Below are 23700 nucleotides of genomic sequence, written 5' to 3' on the forward strand. Positions count from 1 at the left end.
TACTACCTATACGTTCATATGCGTTTTATCAATCATGCTAACTCGAGTTAGCGAAGTGCCTTTTAAAGCTATTTTAGCTACTCAAATTAGCCAAATCATTTGGTTTAAATCTGTGACGCTGAACAAACATTTTATTGCAAATACTTAATTTAAAAGGATTTATACAAAAATATGCGTTCTGGTTTATTTGACGCAGATCGAATTTTAACCACTTCTCGTGAAGCCTCTCACAGTTCCACAACAAAAAAGTTGTGCAAAAAACTCTCTAATACCTAAGCTAACTCGAGTTAGCAAAAATGAGTTATTCAGCCAACTGCGACGGTGGTGTTCAACATCCGCTTTTGCAGCACGGCATAAAGTGAGATGAGGAACCTCGAATGAAAAAAAATAGCTTACCGAAGATTGGCATTCGTCCGGTGATTGATGGGCGCCGTATGGGTGTTCGTGAATCGCTCGAAGAGCAAACCATGAATATGGCTAAAGCCACCGCTGCGCTGATCGCTGAGAAACTTCGTCACGCCTGCGGCGCGCAAATTGAATGTGTCATTGCCGACACCTGTATCGCCGGGATGGCGGAATCTGCCGCCTGCGAAGAAAAATTCAGCAGCCTGAATGTGGGCGTGACCATCACCGTGACCCCATGCTGGTGCTACGGTAGCGAAACCATCGACATGGATCCAATGCGTCCGAAAGCTATCTGGGGTTTCAACGGTACGGAACGTCCGGGGGCCGTTTATCTGGCCGCCGCGCTGGCTGCGCATAATCAAAAAGGACTTCCTGCCTTCTCTATTTACGGCCATGACGTACAGGACGCCGGCGACACCACGATCCCTGCCGATGTGGAAGAAAAATTGCTGCGCTTTGCCCGCGCGGGCTTAGCCGTCGCCGGTATGAAAGGCAAAACCTACCTGTCCGTAGGCGGCGTTTCAATGGGCATTGCTGGCTCTATTGTCGATCATAACTTCTTTGAATCCTGGCTGGGAATGAAAGTTCAACCCGTTGATATGACCGAACTGCGTCGTCGCATCGACCAAAAAATCTATGACGAAGCTGAGCTGGAAATGGCGCTGGCGTGGGCGGACAAAAACTTCCGCTACGGCGAGGATCAGAACGCGCAGCAATATAAGCGCAACGCAGAGCAAAGCCGCACGGTGCTGAAAGAGAGCCTGCTGATGGCCATGTGCATTCGCGACATGATGCAGGGTAACCAGAAGCTGGCAGACAAAGGTCGGGTTGAAGAGTCGCTGGGGTACAACGCGATTGCCGCAGGCTTCCAGGGCCAGCGTCACTGGACCGATCAATATCCGAATGGTGATACCGCCGAAGCGCTGCTCAACAGCTCCTTTGACTGGAATGGCATACGCAAACCGTTCGTTGTCGCCACCGAAAACGACAGCCTGAACGGCGTGGCGATGCTGTTCGGCCATCAACTCACCGGCACGGCGCAGGTCTTTGCCGATGTGCGCACCTACTGGTCGCCAGAAGCGGTAGAGCGCGTCACGGGTAAACCGCTGACCGGCCTTGCTGAGCACGGCATTATTCACCTGATTAACTCCGGCTCGGCAGCACTGGACGGCTCCTGCAAACAGCGCGACGACGCAGGGAAACCGACCATGAAACCGCACTGGGAAATCTCGCAAAAAGAGGTCGATGATTGCCTGGCGGCAACCGAATGGTGTCCGGCTATTCACGAATACTTCCGCGGCGGCGGCTACTCCTCTCGCTTCCTGACCGAGGGCGGCGTGCCGTTCACCATGACTCGCATCAACATCATCAAGGGCCTGGGGCCGGTACTGCAAATCGCAGAAGGCTGGAGCGTGGAATTACCGGAAGATATGCATGACCAGCTCGATGCGCGCACCAACTCTACCTGGCCGACCACCTGGTTTGCCCCGCGCTTAACCGGTAAAGGCCCGTTCAGCGATGTCTATTCGGTTATGGCTAACTGGGGCGCAAACCACGGAGTGCTGACGATTGGTCACGTGGGCGCAGACTTTATCACTCTGGCCGCCATGCTGCGTATCCCGGTTTGCATGCACAACGTGGAAGACGAGAAAATTTACCGTCCTTCAGCCTGGGCAGCCCACGGAATGGATACGGAAGGCCAGGATTATCGTGCCTGCCAGAACTACGGTCCGCTGTATAAGCGTTAAACATCGAGCAATTGCCTGATGGTGGCGCTTACGCGTCTTATCAGGCCTACGAAGCGCACGGTTTTGTAGGCTGGATAAGGCGAAGCCGCCATCCGGCAATAGGTAATCTCCCAGGAGCAATTATGAAACAAGAGGTTATCCTGGTCCTCGACTGTGGCGCGACCAACGTGCGGGCCATAGCCGTTGACCGTCAGGGAAAAATTATCGCCCGTGCCTCTACGCCCAACGCCAGTGATATTGCCGCGGAGAACGGTATCTGGCATCAGTGGTCGCTGGAAGCCATTTTGCAACGCTTCGCCGGCTGCTGTCAGCGGCTCTCCACGCAACTGGCCAATTGCCGTATCTGCGGGATCGCCGTCACCACCTTCGGCGTAGACGGTGCGCTGGTCGATCAACACGGCAGGCAGTTATATCCGGTAATCAGTTGGAAGTGCCCACGCACCGCAGCAGTAATGGAAAATATCCATCGCTACATGTCACCGCAGCAGTTGCAGGAAATCTCCGGCGTCGGCGCGTTTAGCTTTAACACGCTGTATAAACTGGTGTGGCTGAAAGAAAACCATCCACAATTACTGGAACAGGCGCACGCCTGGCTGTTTATCTCATCGCTTATCAACCACCGTTTAACCGGCGAGTTCACCACAGATATCACCATGGCGGGCACCAGCCAGATGCTGAACATCCAGCAGCGCGATTTCAGTGATGACATTTTGCAGGCGACCGGCATACCGCGCCGACTGTTTCCACGCCTGGTGGAAGCGGGCGAACAGATTGGGGTACTGCAAAACGAGGCCGCCAGCCTGCTCGGGCTACCAGTGGGTATTCCTGTGATATCTGCCGGGCACGACACGCAGTTTGCGCTCTTTGGCGCAGGAGCTCAGCCAGACGAACCGGTGCTCTCTTCCGGTACATGGGAAATTCTGATGGTACGCAGCGCACAGGTGGACACCTCTCTGCTCAGCCATTATGCGGGTTCCACTTGTGAATTAGACAGTCATGCCGGGCTGTATAATCCCGGCATGCAGTGGCTGGCTTCCGGCGTGCTTGAATGGGTGCGTAAGCTGTTTTGGACTGCCGAATCGCCCTGGCAAACGCTGATTGACGAAGCCCGGTCCATTCCTGCTGGCGCAGAAGGCGTCAAGATGCACTGCGACCTGCTGACCTCTCAGAATGCGGGCTGGCAAGGGGTTACGCTCAATACCACCCGCGGGCATTTTTATCGCGCCGCACTGGAAGGACTGACAGAACAGTTGCAGCGGAATTTACACACGCTGGAAAAAATCGGTCATTTCCAGGCCACTGAATTGTTATTGGTTGGCGGGGGAAGCCGTAACGCATTGTGGAACCAGATTAAAGCTAATGTTCTCGGGATCCCTGTCAAAGTGCTGGATGACGCCGAAACCACCGTCGCAGGCGCCGCGATGTTTGCCTGGTCAGGCATTAGAGAATTTACCTCACCGGAACAGGCCCGTGCACAGGTGCGCTACCAGTACCGTTACTTCTATCCGCAAACCGAATCCGAACTGACAGGAGTCGAGTAACATGCTCAAAACAATATCCCCCTTAATTTCCCCCGACCTGCTGAAGGTGCTGGCTGAAATGGGTCACGGCGATGAGATTATCTTTTCCGATGCTCATTTTCCGGCTCATAGCATGGGACCGCAGGTGATTCGCGCCGACGGTCTGCTGGTCAGTGACCTGCTGCAGGCGATTATTCCGCTTTTTGAACTGGACAGCTACGCCCCACCGCTGGTGATGATGGCCGCAGTAGAAGGCGACTCTCTCGATCCTGACGTCGAGGCTCGCTATCGACAGGCGCTTTCATTGCAGGCCCCCTGTCCAGACATCACGCGTATTGACCGTTATGCCTTTTACGAACGAGCGCAAAAGGCGTTTGCGATCGTTATCACAGGAGAGCGGGCAAAGTACGGGAATATTCTTTTAAAAAAAGGGGTAACGCCGTAATCTCTGGTCAGAATGCCCGTCTGGTACGGGCATTTATCATCAGATGAGGATCTGAACATGAAAGCGGCGCGCCAGCAGGCAATCGTAGATCTGCTTACCCACCACAAAAGCCTGACAACTGAAGCCCTGTCTTTGCAGCTAAACGTTAGCAAAGAGACCATCCGCCGCGATCTCAGTGAATTACAAACCCAGGGCAAGGTGCTACGCAATCACGGGCGGGCCAAGGCTATTCATCGGGAAAATCAGGACAGTGGCGACCCGTTTCATATTCGACTAAAAAGCCACTATGCCCACAAAGCAAATATTGCCCGCGAAGCGCTGGCATGGATCGAAGAAGGTATGGTGATAGCTTTAGACGCCAGCTCAACCTGCTGGTACCTGGCGCGACAGCTACCGGACATCAACATTCACGTTTTTACCAACAGCCAGCCCATCTGCCAGGAATTGGCTAAACGTGAACACATTCAGCTTATCAGCTCCGGCGGTCGCCTTGAGCGCAAATACGGTTGCTACGTTAATCCCTCGCTTATCTCGCAGCTTAAATCCCTCGATATTGACCTGTTTATTTTTTCCTGCGAAGGGATCAATAGCGACGGCGTGCTCTGGGACTCAAATGCAACCAACGCAGACTTCAAATCCATTCTGCTTAAGCGCGCATCGCAATCTTTATTGTTGATCGATAAAAGTAAATTTAATCGTTCGGGAGAGGCCAGAATTGGGCATCTGGATGATGTGACGCATATTGTTTCAGATACACAGCTGATTGAATCAATCCAGGCCGAATAGGGCGATTTCGCCGCCATCCGACCTGGATTGTAGCCTTATCGCTCGTCGCGACGACCGCCGACGGCCGCCCACAGACGACGTACGTGAACGGTTACTTCTTCACGGTCATGATACAGCTGACGCGCCTGAATTTGGGCATTTACGCCATGTTCATCAAGCTGGGCCTGAATGTAAGCCAGGTTCTGTGATACCTCTTCGTAGCGTTTTTTCATTGGCAGCTTGAGGTTGAATATTGTCTCACGACACCAGCCGTTGACCAGCCATTGTGCCATCAGCGCGGCGACCTTCGCCGGCTTCTCCACCATATCGCAGACCATCCACGAAATATTGTTGCGATTCGGACGGTATTTAAATCCGTCTTCACGCAGCCAGGTGACCTGTCCGGTATCCATCAGGCTTTGTGCCATTGGACCGTTATCCACGGAGTAAACCCACATGTTGCGTTTAACCAGCTGATAGGTCCATCCGCCCGGGCAGGCCCCTAAATCCACCGCATACATTCCGTTCGCCAGACGCTCATCCCATTCATCGGCAGGGATAAACACGTGCAGCGCTTCTTCCAGTTTCAGCGTTGAGCGGCTCGGCGCATCGGCCGGGAATTTCAGTCGCGGAATACCCATGTAGAACGGTGAGTTATTGTCAGGCCAGGAATAACCGGTATAACAACAGCCAGGGGCGATAAAGAAAACATGAACCACCGGACGTTTCGGCGTTTCATATTTTGCCAGTACGCCCGCTTCACGCAGCGCCGCGCGAAGCGGTACGGTAAATTTACGGCAGAACTTAACCAGCTCTTTGCTTTCATTGGTGTCGGCGACTTCGACACGCAGATCGCCACCCTTTTCCACCACGCCCTGCAGCATGCCAACGATCGGCGTAATGCGGTCTTCCGGCGGTAAATATTGCAGCAGTTCGCCCACCACAAACATTTGACGGGCAAAAATCAGTGAGCTAAACGGCAGCTCTTTCACTAGCTTTTCGGCATCATCCTGCTGATAGCATTCGAAGATGACGTAACCCGCATTGTCTTTCACGCGGGCAAAACCGAAGATTTCCCGGCGCCCTGCTTTATCCGTAATTTCTGCGGCGCACTCTTTTTCAAAACCCGGGCGACACAACAACACAACCTTATTCATGGCTAACGCCCTTACGTTTCAATCTAATAGCACCCACTAACATCAGCGCCCAGCCCACAAGGAAGCTGAAACCGCCGACGGGGGTAACAAACGCCCACAGGCGTAAATGAGAGAGTGCAAGGCAATACAGGCTGCCGCTAAACAGCACCGTTCCTAATGCCAGAAACACGCTACTCCAGTAAAACCAAATGCTAATGCGTCGCTGCATGGCGACGGCCAGGCCAAAGATAGCCAACGTATGGAACGCTTGATACTCAAGGCCAGTCTGGATCCACCCCATCTCAACGACACCGAGGGTTTTACTCAGAACATGTGCCCCAAAGGCACCCAACGCCACAAAGATAAAGCCACTTACGGCGGCAAAAATCAGCATAAAACGGCTGGTCATGTGAATACCCTACGTAAATTATTGTTCATAACGAAAGCGGAATTTTTCTTGTTCCGTGGCCGCTTTAGCCAAAATCCACTGACGGAAGGCGGCTATTTTACCCAGTTCTGCCTGACTGTCATGACAAACCAGATAAAATGCGTTTTTGCTGACCAGAACATCGTTAAACGGACAGACCAGACGTCCGGCTTCTATTTCGGACTGCGCCATGACGTTATTCGCCAGCGCAATCCCCTGTCCGTGGATAGCAGCCTGTAGCACCATGGCGCTATGGCTGAAGATAGGTCCCTGCTGTACGTTGATATGATTCAGGCCAAGCTGGCGCGTATAGGCTTGCCAGTCACGGCGCGACGCATCGTGCAATAATGTGTGTTTAGCCAGATCGTCGGGCGTCTTCAACGGTTTATCACCGGTGAGTAATAGCGGCGAGCAGACCGGCAATAAATATTCTGCGTACAATTTTTCAACGCGCAGACCCGGCCAGTTGCCGCGTCCGTAGAAAATCGCCACATCTACATCGTCCGCCAGTTTGTCTTCCTGACGGTCCACCGCCTGGATCCTGACATCGATTCCCGGATAAGCTGAGTTAAAGCTAGAGAGTCTGGGCACCAGCCATTGGATCGCAAAACTGGGCAATAAACTGACGGTAAGTGCACCTTTTGCACTACGTGCCTGAAGTTTACGCGTCGCGTCGGTTAATTGCGAAAAAATCTCTTTGATGTCGAGGAAGTAGCTTTGGCCTTCTTCCGTTAACAGCAAAGATCGATTGCGTCGACGAAACAGCTTCAGCCCCAGGAAATCCTCAAGAGACTTGATTTGATGACTTACTGCGGCCTGCGTCACAAAAAGCTCTTCTGCTGCGCGAGTAAAGCTCAAATGACGCGCTGCAGCATCAAAAACACGCAACGCATTTAAGGGTGGTAATCGTTTTGACATGACTTTTAGGCTTTGATGTTAAATGAATTTAACAATTAGCTAACAGGCTGTAACCTATTAGTTTTTTTTATCTGAGCCATTATAAATTGTCCGTTGAGGTTCTACCAGCAAATACCTATAGTGGCGGCACTTCCTGAAGCCGGAACGAAAAGTTTTATCGGAATGCGTGTTCTGGTGGGCTTTTGGCTTACGGTTGTGATGTTGTGTTGTTGTGTTTGCAATTGGTCTGCGATTCAGACCATGGTAGCAAAGCTACCCTTTTTCACTTCCTGTACATTTACCCTGTCTGTCCATAGTGATTAATGTAGCACCGCCAAATTGCGGTGCTTTTTTTTGTCCGACTCTTTGTCGATGGATGACCGGTTAGTTATCCAGTTCTACCATCTCTTTCACGTCAGTGCGGTTAATCTGCTGTTTGTTGCCGTTAGCGTCTTTATACGAAATCATCCCCGTTTCACTATCGGTCTGTGGCTTACCGTCAGCTACGATTGATCGACCATCGTTGGTATGCATCACGTAATTCGAACCGGAACAGGCGCTCAGGGCAAAAGTCAGCATACAGGCAGAGATAATTGCGGCAGTCTTTTTCATCTTCTTCTCCTTAAAGCGATTTATGCTATTAAAAACACACTCCGTAACAGGCAAAATTGCTCGCCTAACGCTATTTAGCATAAGACACTGAGCGGGCTTTGCCAGGATATCCAGAGTATTCCGATGGTTAGCGCAACCCTTGTATCAATGCCCTTTTTGCGCCACGATCTGTTTACTGAACTGAGGAATACCATGAACGCTTTTAACCCCGCGCAGTTTCGCGCACAATTTCCCGCACTCAACGATGCTGGCGTCTATCTCGACAGCGCTGCTACGGCGCTGAAGCCACAGGCGGTGATTGAGGCTACCCACCAGTTTTATAGCCTGAGCGCCGGAAACGTCCATCGCAGCCAGTTTGCTGAAGCCCAGCGCCTGACCGCACGTTATGAAGCCGCGCGGGAAAAAGTCGCAAGCCTGATTAATGCGCCGGATGACAAAACCATCGTCTGGACCCGCGGCACAACGGAAGCGATCAATATGGTTGCTCAAAGCTATGCGCGTCCACGCCTTCAGCCGGGTGATGAGATTATCGTTAGCGCAGCGGAACATCACGCCAACCTCGTGCCCTGGCTGATGGTCGCGGAGCAAACGGGGGCTAAGGTCGTCAAACTCCCACTCACCCCCGATTTATTGCCAGACGTTGAGCGCCTCACGCAACTCATTACCCCGCGCAGCCGCATTCTGGCACTCGGGCAAATGTCGAACGTCACCGGTGGCTGCCCGGATCTGGCCCACGCCATCACGCTCGCCCATGCGGCTGGCATCGTGGTGATGGTTGATGGTGCCCAGGGGATTGTCCATTTTCCTGCCGACGTACAACAGTTAGATATTGATTTCTATGCGTTCTCGGGCCACAAGCTGTATGGTCCAACCGGCATTGGCGTGCTGTACGGTAAGCCTGAATTACTGGAAGCTATGTCACCGTGGCTCGGCGGCGGAAAGATGATTAGCAAAGTCAGCTTCGATAGTTTCACCACCCAGGCAGCCCCATGGAAGCTGGAGGCCGGTACGCCTAACGTTGCTGGCGTTATCGGGCTAAGCGCAGCGCTCGAATGGCTGGTGGACGTCGACGTTGCACAGGCCGAAAACTGGAGCCGGGGTCTGGCGACGCTGGCAGAAGATGCGCTGGCGAAACGCCCCGGCTTTCGGTCCTTCCGCTGCCAGGATTCCAGTCTGTTAGCCTTTGATTTCTCGGGTGTTCATCACAGCGATATGGTTACGCTATTGGCCGAATATGGCATTGCGCTGCGCGCGGGGCAACACTGCGCGCAACCGCTACTGGCAGAACTGGGCGTATCCGGGACACTACGCGCCTCATTTGCCCCTTATAATACACAAAGCGATGTGGATGCGTTGGTCGCAGCCGTCGACCGCGCGCTGGAAATATTGGTGGATTAATGACAAGCCCTCTGTTCGCCGGACACCCGTTTGGCACAACCGTAACCGAAGAGACGTTATGCAATACCTTTATCCCGCTCACTCAGTGGGAAGATAAATATCGTCAGCTGATACTGCTGGGTAAGCAGTTGCCGGCACTTCCGGATGCGCTAAAAGCACAGGCCAAAGAAATCGCGGGCTGTGAAAACCGCGTCTGGCTGGGGCATACTCTTCATGAGAATGGCACTCTGCATTTCTTTGGTGACAGCGAAGGTCGAATAGTACGCGGGCTGTTGGCGGTATTACTCACCGCGGTCGAAGGTAAAACGGCCGCCGAGTTACTGGCGCATTCACCAATGGAATTATTTGACGAGCTGGGTTTACGCGCGCAGCTCAGCGCCTCGCGTAGCCAGGGGCTACATGCTCTTAACGAGGCAATTATCGAGGCTGCCCAGAAAGCCGGATGACGGCGCTGATGTGTCTTATCCGGCCTACAACACCGCACAAACCGTAGGTCGGATAAACATAGCGCCATCCGACACAATCAGGGCTGGCGCGCCGCTTTGGCCATCATCTTCTTCAGCGCATGGGAGACGGCAACAAAACCAAAGGTGGCGGTCACCATCGTGGCCGCGCCAAACCCGGATGCGCAATCCATACGTTTCGGCCCTTCCGCCGTCGCTTTCATCGCACATACCGAGCCATCTGCCTGCGGGTACACCAGCGCTTCGGTCGAGAACACACAGTCCACGCCCAGCTTGCCTTTGCTGTTTTTCACCACGCCAAAATCGCTTTTCAGCCGCTCACGTAGCTTGGCCGCCAACGGATCCTGGATGGTTTTTGCCAAATCAACGACCTGAATCTGCGTAGGATCAATCTGTCCGCCCGCACCACCGGTGGTCACCAGCGGAATTTTGTTACGCCGACAGTACGCGATCAGTGCCGCTTTTGGGCGCACGCTATCAATCGCATCAATGACATACGAAAATCCCACACTCATATATTCAGCAACGTTATCCGGCGTGACAAAATCATCGACCACGTTCACCCGGCACTCCGGGTTAATCTGGCGGATACGTTCAGCCATCACTTCAGCTTTTGCCAGGCCGACGTTATCGCGTAAAGCATGGATCTGGCGGTTAGTATTGGTGACACACACATCATCCATATCGATGAGCGTGATGGCGCCAATGCCGGTTCGCGCCAGCGCTTCCGCCGCCCATGACCCCACTCCGCCAATCCCAACCACGCAAACGTGCGATTGAGCAAACAGTTGCAGCGCATTTTCGCCATACAGACGCGCCGTACCGCCAAAACGCTGACGCCAGGCATCACTTATAACCACAGACATAGAACCTCAGATATAGAAAACAAAAAGGGCGGACAAATACCGCCCTTGATGACTGCATCACTGCCTGATGGTGGCTACGCCTTATCAGGCCTACTCAATAATTCAGGCTTGATAAGCGAAGCGCCATCCGGCAATTAACCGCTGAACACGTTACCCGCACCCGGCGCTGTTTTTAGTACCCATACGCGACCGTAATGATTATACCACCCGGCACGGTGTCCGGCGTCTGCGCCAATACCCTGATAGATGTCGAAGTGCTGCCCTTTTATCGCCCCGCCCACATCCAACGCCACCATCAGACGCAGTTCGTACTGGCCGGTAAACTTGCCGTTATTGTCCAGTAACGGGACTTCCGCCAGTAACGTTGTGCCCGCAGGAATGATACTGCGGTCAGAAGCCACGGATGCGCGGCCAATCAACGGTACCGCGCTGGCCCCTTTCACCGGAGCAAAAGATTGTGGTTTAAAGAAGACAAACGATGGGTTCTGCTCCAGCAGCTCACGCACTTCGGCTTCGCTGTGCGTTTCACCCCAATGACGAATAGCCTGCATCGACATATCTTCTTTTTTCACTTCGCCACGGTCGATAAGCACTTTACCGATACTGCGATAGGCGTGGCCATTTTTCCCGGAATAGCTAAAGAAGTTGAGCGGGCTGCCATCGCCAAAATCGATGTAACCACTGCCCTGAACATCCATAATGAAGTTATCCATCAGGGAGTTGCTGTATGCCAGAATATAATTGTCGCTTAGCGCGCCCGCGTAGATCTCGGCACGGGATGGTAAGCGCCCACGTTTTGGCGGCATACGATAGATAGGATACTGAAACTCGCCCTGGCGCGTATGCCGCGCCTGGATAACCGGCGTGTAGTAACCGGTAAACTGGACGTTACCGTAGTTATCAGCCCCTTCCATTTGCCATGCATCAATACCAAACTGACGCATACTGCGCGTATCACCGCCCGCGCGTAACCATTGCTGGATAGCGTTGTAGACGTTGCTCTGGTTACCGTACAAACGTGGCGAAGCGCTGCGAATTTGATTAACCTGCTCGGCGAAATCACCGGCATTGATTGGTGCGCCAACCGCATCAGGCTGGTTCACCAGTGAGAAAGGCTGGGTAAATTTCCCGTCTTTATACTGCTGCCCACGATCGGTGGGTTTTGAGGAACACGCGGCGAGCATCGCGACTACTGCTCCCGCCAGAAGATATTTTGCCCAACGTCCTTTCATTGTTCTCGTCTTATGTTGCCTGAATGCGAGACGAAGATAACAAACCCCCGAACCTAATGAAATGCGTATACATACCCGAACGCAAATTTTGAGCAAAAAATAATCCAGAATGCGTTGTTTTTGTTCATTTTCACCCTAAAAACGTGATCAAGGTGAAAAAAGGGTTGCATGAAAATGCGAGCAGAGTATAGTGCGCATCCACGGACGCGGGGTGGAGCAGCCTGGTAGCTCGTCGGGCTCATAACCCGAAGGTCGTCAGTTCAAATCTGGCCCCCGCAACCAATTAAAATCAGAAGCAGTAACGTTACTCGATGGAAGAGTAATGACGGACGCGGGGTGGAGCAGCCTGGTAGCTCGTCGGGCTCATAACCCGAAGGTCGTCGGTTCAAATCCGGCCCCCGCAACCAACATTATGAACACCCTGACGGGTGTTTTTTTGTATCTGCGGTCCGTAAAAAAAGCGCTTTTCAGCGCTTTTTTGTTATCCCCTTCTCGCCAGCGTCGCCCCATCGGCAAAATAGGCTTTAATCCCTGCCAGAATCGACTCTGCAACTTCCTGCTGGAAGGTCGCCGTTTTGAGTTTGCGCTCTTCCTCAACGTTACTGATAAATGCCGTTTCGACCAGAATGGACGGGATATCCGGCGCTTTCAGTACTGCAAACCCGGCCTGTTCAACTTGGTTCTTATGCAGGTTGTTGATTTTACCAAGCTTATTCAATACCGCCTTACCAAACTTCAGGCTGTCGGCGATGGTCAGCGACTGCACCATGTCAAACATGGTGTGGTCGACGTAACGGTCACCGCTCTTACTGACGCCACCAATGAGATCCGAGGCGTTCTGGGTCTGCGCCAGATATTTCGCTGCGGTACTGGTCGCGCCTTTGGTCGAGAGCGCAAACACCGAAGAACCGCTGGGTTGTCGACTGGTAAAGGCATCGGCGTGAATAGAGACAAACAGGTCTGCGCGCTGCTTCTGCGCTTTTGCCACACGGACTTTAAGCGGAATGAAAATATCTTCATTTCGCGTCATAAAGACCTTCATGTTGCCCTCTTTCTCTATGAGAGCTCGCAGACGGCGGGCAATCTGCAGTACCACATCTTTTTCACGCGTCTTGTATTTCCCCACCGCACCGGAGTCTTCCCCGCCGTGGCCCGGATCCAACATAATGACAATGGGGCGATCGCGTCCCGCTTTGCCCGGCTGTGGGCCACTCTGCGCAGGCGGTACCTGTTTATCCAGATCGCCCCTGTTGTAATCTTCCAGCAATGCCAGCAGCGGATCCTGAACATCCTGGGCATTTGCGGGATAGAGATCCATCACCAGACGTTCTTTAAAGCCCGCCACCGGTGCCAGGGCAAAAAGTTGCGGCTTCACATTCTGTTTCAGCTCGAACACCATCCGTACGGTCTTTGGATCAAACTGGCCAACGCGCGCCGACTTAATATACGGATCGTCAGGACGAATCTGCGCTCCCATGCCCTTGAGCACCGAATTCAGATTAACGTCTTCAATATCCACAACCACACGCTCAGGATTACTCAGGGCAAACTGTTTGTATTTCAGCAGACGGTTAGATTCTACCGTGACGCGGGTATAGCTGGACGCAGGCCAGATACGTACGGCAACGACCTGACTCGCGGCAGCCAGACCCACCTGGCTGACGCTTAAAAGCCACATAGCACCCGCACCTTTCAGTAAACGGCGGCGACTGATTGCTGAGTTGGATCCCGACATGCTTCTCCCGAGCAAAAGAAATCTTTTTAGAGGTAATACGTAAAACGTCCGAATTGACCGGAAACTTTAGCGAAAGACGCATAATCTGTCATCTATAAAAGGGTAAACATTCTTTTTATATTCACGGTATTACTGATAAAAATCTTCAGCATGGGTAAAAATTACGCTTGCGCACAGAACCAAAACAGAATAAAAATACACAAATTACGAATAATCATGCAATGAGGGTGTGCCGTGGTGAAGGAGCGTAGAACCGAACTGGTACAGGGATTCCGCCATTCTGTTCCCTATATCAATACCCATCGGGGAAAAACGTTTGTCATTATGCTGGGCGGTGAAGCCATCGAGCATGAAAACTTTTCCAGTATCGTCAATGACATTGGTCTTCTTCATAGCCTCGGCATCCGCCTGGTCGTGGTCTATGGCGCTCGACCGCAGATTGATGCCAATCTTGCGGCGCATCATCATGAGCCGGTGTACCACAAAAACACGCGCGTCACCGATGCGAAAACCCTGGAGCTGGTCAAACAGGCTGCAGGGCTACTTCAGCTTGATATTACCGCCCGCCTGTCGATGAGCCTGAATAATACGCCATTGCAGGGTGCACACATCAATGTGGTCAGCGGTAATTTTATTATCTCCCAGCCGCTGGGCGTTGATGACGGCGTAGATTACTGCCATAGCGGGCGTATTCGTCGCATCGATGAAGATGCCATTCACCGCCAGTTAGATAGCGGCGCGATTGTGTTGATGGGCCCGGTCGCCGTTTCCGTAACTGGTGAGAGCTTTAATCTGACGTCAGAAGAGGTCGCCACGCAGCTGGCTATCAAACTGAAGGCAGAGAAAATGATCGGTTTTTGCTCGTCTCAGGGTGTCATCAACGATGATGGCGATATTATTTCCGAGTTGTTTCCTAACGAAGCTCAGGCTCGCGTTGAGTTGCAGGAAGAGAAAGGCGATTACAGCTCCGGTACGGTGCGCTTCCTGCGCGGAGCAGTGAAAGCCTGTCGCAGTGGCGTACGCCGCTGCCATCTGATCAGCTATCAGGAAGATGGTGCATTGCTGCAAGAACTGTTCTCCCGCGACGGCATCGGTACGCAGATCGTGATGGAAAGCGCCGAGCAGATCCGTCGCGCTACCATTAACGATATCGGCGGGATTCTGGAGCTTATCCGCCCGCTGGAACAGCAAGGTATTCTGGTCCGCCGCTCGCGCGAGCAGTTGGAAATGGAGATCGACAAATTCACGATTATTCAGCGTGATAACCTGACTATCGCCTGTGCCGCTCTGTACCCTTTCCCGGAAGAGAGAATTGGCGAAATGGCATGCGTAGCGGTACATCCGGACTACCGTAGCTCGTCGCGCGGGGAAGTGTTGCTGGAACGGATCGCCGCGCAGGCCCGGCAAATGGGGCTGAGCAAGCTGTTCGTGCTGACCACGCGCAGCATTCACTGGTTTCAGGAGCGAGGCTTCACGCCGGTAGATATCGACCTGCTGCCGGAAAGCAAAAAAGAGATGTACAACTATCAGCGGCGGTCAAAAGTGCTGATGGCGGATTTGGCATAGGCGTGGTTGCCGGATGCGGCATAAAGTTCGCTGGCACATCTTTGGTATGCAGATCGTAGGCCTGATCAGACGCGATAGCGTCGCCATCAGGCACACAGCCGGATGGCGCTGACGCTTATCCGCCCTACATCATGCCATCATTAAACAACGCCGACAATCCGCTGCGGCGTTCGGTTCGGGTGGCAATGGCGCCACTCAATATCCGCTCATCAGCATACAGCGACAAACGACGGCGCGCGCGGGTAACGGCGGTATAGACCAGCTCGCGAGTCACCACAGGTGAATGCTGGTTGGGTAAAATCAACGCCGCGTGGTCAAACTCAGATCCCTGCGATTTGTGCACCGTCATTGCCCAGGTGGTTTCATGTTCAGGCAAGCGGCTGGGCTGGACCGATTTGATAGAACCGCCCGGCAGCGCAAACCACACCCTCAGACCCTGCCCACGATCCAGGGCAATGCCAATATCACCGTTAAATAATCCCAGCGAACTGTCATTGCGCGCGATCATCACTGGCCTTCCCTCATACCAGCGGCTATGCGTCGAACGGTGAATTTTGCGTTTTTGCGCCATCACCTGCTCAATGCGTTCATTCAAACCACCCACGCCAAACGGTCCTTCCCGCAGGGCACACAATAGCTGATACTCATTGAAGGCCTGAATGACAGCATCCGGCTCGGCGCGCTCGCGCAGTAAATCCAGATAGTGACCATAACCCGCCAGCGCTTCCTCCAGCATCGCAGCGTAATCTTCGCTGCTGTGCAGAGCGCGTTTTTCGATGTCGCTAAATCCCTGCTGGAAGACCGTTTTTATCGCGGCTTTGTCACCACGATTAATCGCCGCAGCCAACTGACCGATTCCGGAATCGCTACCGAAACGGTAGCTCTTTTGCAGCAGGCACAAACTGTCGCGCAGAGCAGCCGCCTGAGTTCCCGAACCAGCCGGAATAGTGGTTTCAGTCAGGCGACTAAGCTGGCGGGCACGCTCCGGGGTAAAACCATCACCGACGAAAGCACAGATATCCCCCAGCACCGCCCCCGCTTCAACAGAAGCGAGCTGGTCGCGATCGCCCAGAAAAATCACCCGCCCGTGTGGCGGTAGCGCATCGATAAGGCGCGACATCATCGGCAAATCGATCATCGAGGCTTCATCCACTACCAGCACGTCAAGATGCAGCGGGTTTCCTGCATGATGCCGCAAGCGTTGGCTACCAGGCTGAGCGCCTAATAATCGATGCAGCGTACTGGCATCATCGGGAATGCGCTTCTTTTGCTCATCGGTCAGCGGCAGTTCACGCAACGCCGCGCCCAGCGAGGCGGTCAGACGTGCTGCTGCTTTTCCCGTGGGCGCCGCCAGACGAATACGACAGCGTTCACCGTCCGCCATCTGAATCAACGCCGCCAGAAGCCTCGCCACCGTTGTTGTTTTTCCGGTCCCCGGTCCGCCGGAGATCACCGATATACGACGGGTGAGCGCGACAGCAGCGGCCACTTTTTGCCAGTTAACGCCTTCAACGGGCGGAAACAGCGCTGCCAGCGTGTGGGTCAGCCGTTGTTCATCCACCTCAATGGCGTAGTTAACTTCACCGAAAAAGCGCGCCACCGCGCGTTCGTTATGCCACATCCGGTTCAGATACAAACGATCGCCGTACAGCACCAGCGGTGTGGGCTGCTCGCCACGGCTTACCGCCCCGGAGGCCAGCAGGCATTCCGCCCAGTTTTCGGGCTCTCCCGCTTCAGCGAGCCAGGCGCTTAACAGAGGATGGGCGCCCTCACTTCGGGATAGACGCGAAAGCGGTAAGCAGACGTGCCCTTCTCCTGCTTCACGGCTGAGCAACGCCGCTGCCAGCGCAACGGCAGGGTTATCATTTCCGGCAACCGCCAGCGCGAACTGGGCATCCAGAGGGCGAAGCTGCTTTTGCTCAACGGCTTCCAGTAATCGTTTCTGGATTGTCATGACATCTCCTCCAGCGGCACACCGGCAAACAACTCGTCCATCAAAGCGATCAACTCTCCGTCAGGTCGGGTCGCATAAATTCCCTGCTGCGGATTTTCACGGTCAACGCCACGCAGGAAGAGATAGATAACTCCGCCAAAATGGCGTTCATAATCGTAATCAGCAATGCGATGGCGCAAGTAGCGATGCAGCGCCAGGGTATAAAGTTGATACTGCAGGTCGTAGCGATGCGCCTGCATGGCAGAGGCCATAGCTTGCTGCGTATAGGCGGAGCTGTCTTCACCCAGCCAGTTCGATTTGTAATCGAGCAGGTAATAGCGCCCCTGATGGCGGAATACCAGGTCAATAAAGCCTTTTAGCATGCCGCGCACCTGCATAAAGTCCAACGCAGGGCACCCCGCCGAGAGCGGATCGTACTGGCGAATCAACGCATCAAGTTGGTTGGCAATCAGCGGCTGCGAAATCGGCAGATAAAACTCCATCTCCACCTGTTTTTCTCGCGCGGAAAGCTGGCTCAAACTCACGCCCGTCTCGTTGAGAGGCGCCTGCAAAATGGCGTCCAGCCATTCGGTCAAAACCGGCGTCCAGTGCGCGTCATAACCGCCCAACGCCAGTTGCTCCTCGACCCAATGCGGATCCACCGGTTGCGTAAAATCGAGATTTTCAAACAGGCTATGCAAGAACGTACCCGGCGAAGCGCCGCGCGGGAACTGATGCGGTGTGAGTCCTGATTCTTCAATAACCTCACCGACGCCTGCGGCATCGATATCCAGTCGAGGGATCAGATCCTGCGCAATACCATGTCCACGCTGTTGCAGACCGGAATAACTGGTCACGCGCCAGCTATCGCCGGGCGTACGCTGCAGTATTTTTGCACTCAGTTCACGGCTAACAGACTGCGCAACCTGCCAGGGTTCGCCGTCAGGCTGCGCGGGAATCTGGCAGGCAATATCGTCGCAGCACAGCGCTTCAATCGCGCCACGCAGACCCGCGGCATCCATCGGCTCGCCTTTTTGCAACAGGCGACCAAGGGCGCTCTGATGCACATCGGTATCCCCTTTTTTATCGCCCCGACGTCGTACCAACGGCGCAACGCCAAGGCTGCAGTGCCATACCGAACGGGTTAGCGCGACATACAGCAAACGCAGGTCTTCCGCCAGACGTTCCGCTTCTGCCAGCTCAACGCTCTCCTCGGCATCGCTGAGATCCAGCACCGCTTCAAAGGAGCTGCGATCGTGGTAGAAAGCCTGATCCTGGACGCGGAAATTGGTGATAAATGGCAGCCAGACCAGCGGATATTCCAGCCCTTTCGATTTATGGATGGTGACGATTTTAACCAAATGCTTGTCGCTTTCGAGCCTGAGCTGCTGACTGGACGCATTGCTGTCGGGTTCACGAATATGCTGGGACAACCAGCGCACCAGCGCATGCTCGCTTTCCAGCTGCGAGCCCGCTTCCTGCAACAGCTCGCTGATATGTAAAATGTCGGTCAGTCGACGTTCGCCCCCCGCCGTCGCCAGCAGGTTCTCCGCAATCTGGCGGGCAGCCATCAGCGCGCGCAGCATCGGCATCACGCCGCGTTTATGCCAGATCTGACGATAACCATCGAACTCCTCGACCACCGCATCCCAGGCATTTTCGTCGTTATTTAACGCTTCAAGATCCTGCGCATTCAGCCCCATCATTGAGGTCGCCAGCGCGCTACGCAGCGTGTTCTCACGCTCCGGCGTCATCACCGCCTGCAGCACCCACAGCAACTCCTGCGCTTCCAGCGTTTCAAATACGCTGTCACGGTTAGAGAGGTAGACGGAGGGAATGGCCAGTTGCGTCAGCGCATCGCGGACCAGCGCCGCCTCCTGGCGGCTACGTACCAGTACGCTGATGTCCGACGCGCGTACTGGGCTGGAGGCTTTGCCACTGACCAGTTGCGCAGCGCCAGAATGCCCGGCCTTAAGCCAGTCACGAATTTGCATGGCGCACACCTGCGCCATGTAGTTCTGATAGTCGCCTACGCCACAGCTTTCCCCTTCCATCAGCCACATACTCATGGCTGGCTGCGTTTCACCGTGTAAAACAAACTGAAGCGACTGGTTTTTTTCTGCGAATTTTACCGGACTGAAGGGGATTTCGCGGAACATAAAGGCGTCGTCCATCTGGCTGAAAAGCGTATTCACGCTATTGACCATGCCAGGGGCCGAACGCCAGTTAGTATCGAGCGTATAGTGTGCGCTGACTTCGCTGCGCGCCTTCATATAGGTGAAGATATCCGCGCCACGAAACGCGTAAATCGCCTGTTTTGGATCGCCAATCAGCAGAAGTGCGGTATCCGGCTGATGCTGCCAGATCCGACGAAAAATACGGTACTGCTGCGGATCGGTATCCTGGAATTCATCGATCATGGCAACCGGAAAACGGGTACGAATAGCCGTCGCCAGCGCATCACCGCTTTCACTGCGCAACGCCGCATCCAGACGGCTGAGCATATCGTCAAAACCCAGCTCGCCGCGGCGGCGTTTCTCTTCGGCAACCGCCGCGCGGATCTCCGCCAGCGCCCGGGTGATCACCAGATCGCGCAGGGTTAACGGTTCGCTAAGCAGTTCATCAATAGCGACGAAAAGCGGGTGCTGAGGAGTTATCCCGCCCGCTTTGGTTCGCTCTTCTAAAAAGCGCTGGGAGAATTTCTCCAACGCATCAGGCAGCTGATAGCTTTGAGTTTCTTCCTGCGCCCACGCGCTGATCTTTTCGATCCACTTACCCTGGTTAGCGCGATTAAATTTACGCCGATCGATCCCGGAGGCTTCCAGCAGACCATCCAGCTCATCAACAGAATCACGCCATTGCTGCTTGATCTGGTTAATGCGTGCAAGAATTTGTTCATGCCGGGAGGCCAGTGTTTCGTCATCGGGCGGAGGAGCCTTGATAACCGGTGCTTCCCCTTGCAGATAGCGATCGATATCTCTCAGCAGCGCCTGCGGCCCTTTCCACGTTTCAAAAACCACCTGCGCAATGTCGCGGGGCAGCGGGTAGCAGTGCCGACGCCAGAAGTCCGCGCAGGCCTGATAGCGCAGCAGCGATTCATCTTCTATCAGCTGCTGTTCGAACAGCATGCCAGACTCAAAGGCGTTAAGGCTGAGCATACGCTGACAAAAACCGTGGATGGTAAACACCGCCGCTTCATCCATCTGTCTTTCAGCCAATAACAGCCACTGAGCAGCCTGTTTTTTATCGGCAATTTCATCTAACAAACGGGCATATAGCGGGTTGTCGGTGGTTTCACGCAGGCAGGCAATTCGCAGTTCATGAATGTTGCTAAGAATTCGACCGCGCAACTCTTCGGTAGCCGCCTCAGTGAAGGTGACTACCAGCAGTTCTTCGACGGTCAGAGGACGAGGAAAGGCGGCAGAGCCGCCCAGTCCAAGCAGTAAACGTAAATACAGGGCGGCGATGGTAAAGGTTTTACCGGTGCCCGCAGAGGCTTCAATCAGACGCTCGCCCGTCAGGGGCAAACGCAGTGGATCAAGGGACTCAGCGGCATCATTCATTCTTATCACTCATCAGGGGTAAGGTTTGCTGCAACGCGCTGACGGTCTGCCACACTTTCCAGCCTTCCGGGTGCACATATTCTGCTTGCCCGTTCTGACTGCCGGAAACCTGTGACAATATCGCCATGCCTTGCGGCTCAACCACCGCCTGATGGAAGAAGTCGGCAAGTTTTTGCGGCGTCAGCAGTTTAATCTGAGCCACTATTTTATCACGTGAATCGAAGCGCATATTGCCGCGATCAAAATCTTTGCTTAACTGTGAGGCTTCTGCCCCCAGCGTTTGCGGCGCCTGCAGCATTTGCGCAATAATCGCCTGCTGAATTTGCGCGAACTCTTCAGGTTTCATCGCCCGCAGCTTCGCTTCCGCCGTCGGGAAGAACGCTTTATAACGCTCCCAGAGGTAAGACGGCTGCTTATCACTGCTTTGCAGCAGGAACCCCATTCCCCACTGACGGCCAACGCTCATCGGGAAAGCAAATACGGCGTAACCTAACTGTTCTTCAGTACGCAGCTGATTGTAGAACCACGGCTGAACAATCTGCCCCAACATGGCGCTGTAGGCTGAACTGGTGTATTCATCGTATCCGGTTGGCACAAATACCGCCGCCAGTGCTGAATCCGTGCTGCTGCCTGCTTTTTCAAAGATGACGGACTGCTTCTTGTCCACCACCACATCTTTGTTACGACACCACTGTGACCCGTTCGCACCAAGCTGTTTTTGGATATCCCGCGCCATGCTCGTTGTCTGAGCTTCGCTCATATTTCCAATGACCAGGAATTCAGGTCGCGCACCGGTTTTTAAGGCGTCGCGGTAGGTCATCACCTCTTTCAGGGTGATGGAAGGCAGCAACTGACGGCGCTCATCACGTGAAAAATAAGGCACCTGAGAAAGCATCTGCACCGGCATAATAGCCTGATCGTAGGCTTTACCCTTTTCTGCGGAATCCATCATCTGGGCATACCAGGATTTCGCCTGTTCCAGTTGTTCATCCGTTGAGGTATAGCTGAAATAGCCGCTCAGCAGCGCCTGAAAAAGCTGCGGCAAACGTTGGGTGTAGCCGTTGGCGTTAAGCATCAACCCATTGTTAGCGTTGGTAGAGAAACCAATTCCACCTACCGATGCCTGGTTACTTAACTGATCGAGCGCAATCCCCGCCAGGTAATCGTTAAGTGCGAATAAGACCTGGTTGCGGGCGCTGTCCATGGCTTTCGGGTTACGCAGGATCACGCTGACGTCAGCCTTCGGCTCGCTGGCAAAATACTGGCTCGGGGCATACACCACGCGTAAATCCGGCTCATCAACAATCAGCTCCGGATGAGCGTATTTTTTATCCGTCTTAATCAGCGTGAAATCATCCGGAATGTAGGGGTTCACCTCCGGTAACGACAGCGCAATGCCCTGTGCTTTTTGCTGCCAGTCGGCAAAGGTTTTGTCACTGATTTTATCCACCTGGTAAGGCGCATCGACAAAATAAGCGGTTTTATTATGCGGCTCTTTCGCGCTGATATACCAGATACGCGCATTCTGCGGCGTCATCATTGCCAGACGTTGCTCAACAGCTTTCGCATCGTACTGGTCAGCAATATTCACCGCATCCAGCGTATGCTCGACGGGAACGCGGATCATGGTATCAGCCAGCCATTCCACGTAGTCCATATCACGGGTGATGGAGGGATAACGGAAATCGAGATCCAGCACATGCGCCAGCTCGTCAAAATAGCGTTTATCGACGCCTTTCTCGCGTAACAAATTGAGGTAGCTAAAGATTGCCGCGACAACTTCATTGCGATTCGCCAGCCCCTTGTCGGTTAACGTCGCGGAAATGGCTAACACGCCGCTGTTCCCGTTGACCACCGGATCGGAGTCTGCGCGAATACCTTCAACCAGGCCCTGCTTTTGCAGCCAGTCAGACAATGTGCCCGGACTACGATTGCCAATCAGGTAGGTCACCAGCTCATCGGTTTTACTGCGGAACTGCGCGCTGTTGTTATCGATACGAAACTCGACGCGCAATACTTTACGCGGCATTGCCGGAACATAGTGGATGATGATGCCCTTTTGCGCATCAGTGACGACCGGTACGGTAATTTCAGGCTTTTCGATATTTCTGTTCGGCACGCGCCCAAAGGTGTCAGCCGCTATCCGCGCCAGCTCTGGCAGCGGTTTATTGCTATAAATCACCGCCTTCATCAGGTTCGCGGAGTAGTACTTTTCATGAAATTTTTGTAACGCCTGTACCACCGGGTTGCCCGGTTTGTCGCTTAATGTCTCTAGATTCCCGCCAGAGAAACGCGAGCCAGGGTGCGCCGGGTTGATAGTCTCAGCGCTCACCTGCGCCATACGCATCCCGTCTCGGGTACGCGCCAGCGTCAGCTCGGAGTTAACCGCGTTACGCTCACGGTCGGCATATTTTTTATCCAACAATGGATCGGCAATAGCATCCGCCAGGCGATCCACCGCCCCCACCAACGCGTCGTTTTCGACTTCAAGATAGAAGGCCGTACGATAAGGCGCAGTGCTGGCATTGTGGCTACCGCCGTGCATTTTCAGAAATTCAGCCAGGCTGTCCGGCTGCGGGTATTTTTTCGAGCCCATCAGGCACATGTGTTCGAGATAGTGCGCCAGCCCCTGATGATCGTCCGGATCTTCCAGCGAGCCCACGGGAACTACCAGTGCAGAAAGGGATTTCACGGCCTGAGGATCGGATACCAGCAGCACAACCATGCCGTTATCAAGGCGCACGGCCTGATACTGACGGGTATCTTTATCGCTTTTACGGATGGTTTCAGCTAAAGGCTGCCAACCGGTATCTGCCTGACTTACGGGAACCCAAAGGGCGACGAACAACAGTAATGCGCTGAACCAGGTGCTGCGGGGCATTCACAAACCTCATCATTAACGTATTCACCTGTTCACTACAAACCACGCATAAATACATGGTCTGAACAGGGCAAGACTATGTGCTGAACGAGCCAGCATCTTCTCTT

At 53.9% G+C, this 23700-nt stretch carries 17 protein-coding genes and 2 tRNA genes; 9 read left to right on the forward strand and 10 right to left on the reverse strand.

The window, feature by feature from the left end; all coding sequences use genetic code 11:
• Positions 1-377 precede the first annotated feature (377 nt).
• From fucI to fucR, 4 genes are all read left to right on the forward strand, one after another.
• Positions 378-2153 (forward strand): L-fucose isomerase, encoded by a 1776-nt coding sequence (gene fucI / locus SK34_RS07110; RefSeq protein ID WP_048232713.1) that lies wholly within the window; start codon positions 378-380, stop codon positions 2151-2153.
• Positions 2154-2275: 122 nt separating this feature from the next.
• Positions 2276-3694, forward strand: coding sequence for an L-fuculokinase (fucK, locus tag SK34_RS07115; RefSeq protein WP_048232716.1), 1419 nt, complete (start codon positions 2276-2278; stop codon positions 3692-3694).
• Position 3695: 1 nt separating this feature from the next.
• The gene (gene fucU / locus SK34_RS07120; protein WP_003034046.1) at positions 3696-4118 is read left to right on the forward strand and encodes an L-fucose mutarotase; all 423 of its coding nucleotides are present in this window, start codon (positions 3696-3698) and stop codon (positions 4116-4118) included.
• Positions 4119-4175: 57 nt separating this feature from the next.
• Entirely contained in the window at positions 4176-4904 is a 729-nt protein-coding gene (fucR, locus tag SK34_RS07125) for an L-fucose operon activator (protein WP_048232718.1), read from the forward strand.
• Between the two features lie 35 nt (positions 4905-4939).
• On the opposite strand, the gene rlmM is transcribed toward fucR, so the two are convergent.
• The 4 genes from rlmM to SK34_RS07145 form a co-directional block, all read right to left on the reverse strand.
• Positions 4940-6040 carry a 23S rRNA (cytidine(2498)-2'-O)-methyltransferase RlmM gene (rlmM, locus tag SK34_RS07130; protein WP_003034040.1) on the reverse strand — a complete coding sequence of 367 codons (1101 nt, stop codon included), beginning with the start codon at positions 6038-6040 and terminating at the stop codon, positions 4940-4942.
• Complete coding sequence (locus tag SK34_RS07135; protein ID WP_003034037.1) at positions 6033-6428, reverse strand: DUF423 domain-containing protein; 396 nt, start codon at positions 6426-6428, stop codon at positions 6033-6035. The genes rlmM and SK34_RS07135 overlap by 8 nt, the downstream gene beginning before the upstream one ends.
• Before the next feature lie 18 nt (positions 6429-6446).
• Positions 6447-7364, reverse strand: coding sequence for a glycine cleavage system transcriptional regulator GcvA (gene gcvA / locus SK34_RS07140; protein WP_003034035.1), 918 nt, complete (start codon positions 7362-7364; stop codon positions 6447-6449).
• A 363-nt stretch (positions 7365-7727) separates the two neighbouring features.
• A complete protein-coding gene (locus tag SK34_RS07145; protein WP_003034032.1) occupies positions 7728-7955 on the reverse strand; it encodes a YgdI/YgdR family lipoprotein in 228 nt (75 codons plus the stop codon).
• Positions 7956-8147: 192 nt separating this feature from the next.
• Between SK34_RS07145 and csdA the strand changes: the two genes are divergently transcribed.
• On the forward strand, positions 8148-9353 hold the full coding sequence (csdA, locus tag SK34_RS07150; protein ID WP_048232720.1) for a cysteine desulfurase CsdA: 1206 nt from the start codon (positions 8148-8150) through the stop codon (positions 9351-9353).
• Positions 9353-9799 carry a cysteine desulfurase sulfur acceptor subunit CsdE gene (gene csdE / locus SK34_RS07155; protein WP_003846500.1) on the forward strand — a complete coding sequence of 149 codons (447 nt, stop codon included), beginning with the start codon at positions 9353-9355 and terminating at the stop codon, positions 9797-9799. The genes csdA and csdE overlap by 1 nt, the downstream gene beginning before the upstream one ends.
• A 77-nt stretch (positions 9800-9876) precedes the next feature.
• On the opposite strand, the gene tcdA is transcribed toward csdE, so the two are convergent.
• Both tcdA and mltA read right to left on the reverse strand, forming a co-directional pair.
• Positions 9877-10683, reverse strand: coding sequence for a tRNA cyclic N6-threonylcarbamoyladenosine(37) synthase TcdA (tcdA, locus tag SK34_RS07160; protein ID WP_003034022.1), 807 nt, complete (start codon positions 10681-10683; stop codon positions 9877-9879).
• A gap of 134 nt (positions 10684-10817) precedes the next feature.
• Entirely contained in the window at positions 10818-11915 is a 1098-nt protein-coding gene (mltA, locus tag SK34_RS07165; RefSeq protein WP_003034021.1) for a murein transglycosylase A, read from the reverse strand.
• Between the two features lie 205 nt (positions 11916-12120).
• Between mltA and SK34_RS07170 the strand changes: the two genes are divergently transcribed.
• Positions 12121-12197, forward strand: a tRNA-Met gene (locus tag SK34_RS07170).
• A gap of 48 nt (positions 12198-12245) precedes the next feature.
• Positions 12246-12322, forward strand: a tRNA-Met gene (locus SK34_RS07175).
• Positions 12323-12396: 74 nt separating this feature from the next.
• Here the strand turns inward: SK34_RS07175 and amiC are convergent.
• On the reverse strand, positions 12397-13650 hold the full coding sequence (amiC, locus tag SK34_RS07180; RefSeq protein WP_003840937.1) for an N-acetylmuramoyl-L-alanine amidase AmiC: 1254 nt from the start codon (positions 13648-13650) through the stop codon (positions 12397-12399).
• A gap of 234 nt (positions 13651-13884) precedes the next feature.
• Here amiC and argA point away from each other — a divergent pair, with 234 nt between their 5' ends.
• Complete coding sequence (gene argA, locus SK34_RS07185; RefSeq protein WP_048232722.1) at positions 13885-15216, forward strand: amino-acid N-acetyltransferase; 1332 nt, start codon at positions 13885-13887, stop codon at positions 15214-15216.
• A gap of 124 nt (positions 15217-15340) precedes the next feature.
• Here the strand turns inward: argA and recD are convergent, their stop codons facing one another.
• From recD to ptrA, 3 genes are read right to left on the reverse strand one after another with little or no spacing between them, the layout of a single operon-like run.
• Entirely contained in the window at positions 15341-17170 is a 1830-nt protein-coding gene (recD, locus tag SK34_RS07190; protein ID WP_048232723.1) for an exodeoxyribonuclease V subunit alpha, read from the reverse strand.
• Positions 17167-20712 (reverse strand): exodeoxyribonuclease V subunit beta, encoded by a 3546-nt coding sequence (gene recB / locus SK34_RS07195; RefSeq protein ID WP_048232724.1) that lies wholly within the window; start codon positions 20710-20712, stop codon positions 17167-17169. Before recB ends, recD begins: the two co-directional genes overlap by 4 nt.
• Entirely contained in the window at positions 20705-23593 is a 2889-nt protein-coding gene (gene ptrA, locus SK34_RS07200) for a pitrilysin (protein ID WP_048218530.1), read from the reverse strand. Before ptrA ends, recB begins: the two co-directional genes overlap by 8 nt.
• Positions 23594-23700 lie beyond the last annotated feature (107 nt).

It is taken from the genome of Citrobacter sp. MGH104, from assembly GCF_001034485.1.
GTDB lineage: Bacteria > Pseudomonadota > Gammaproteobacteria > Enterobacterales > Enterobacteriaceae > Citrobacter > Citrobacter freundii.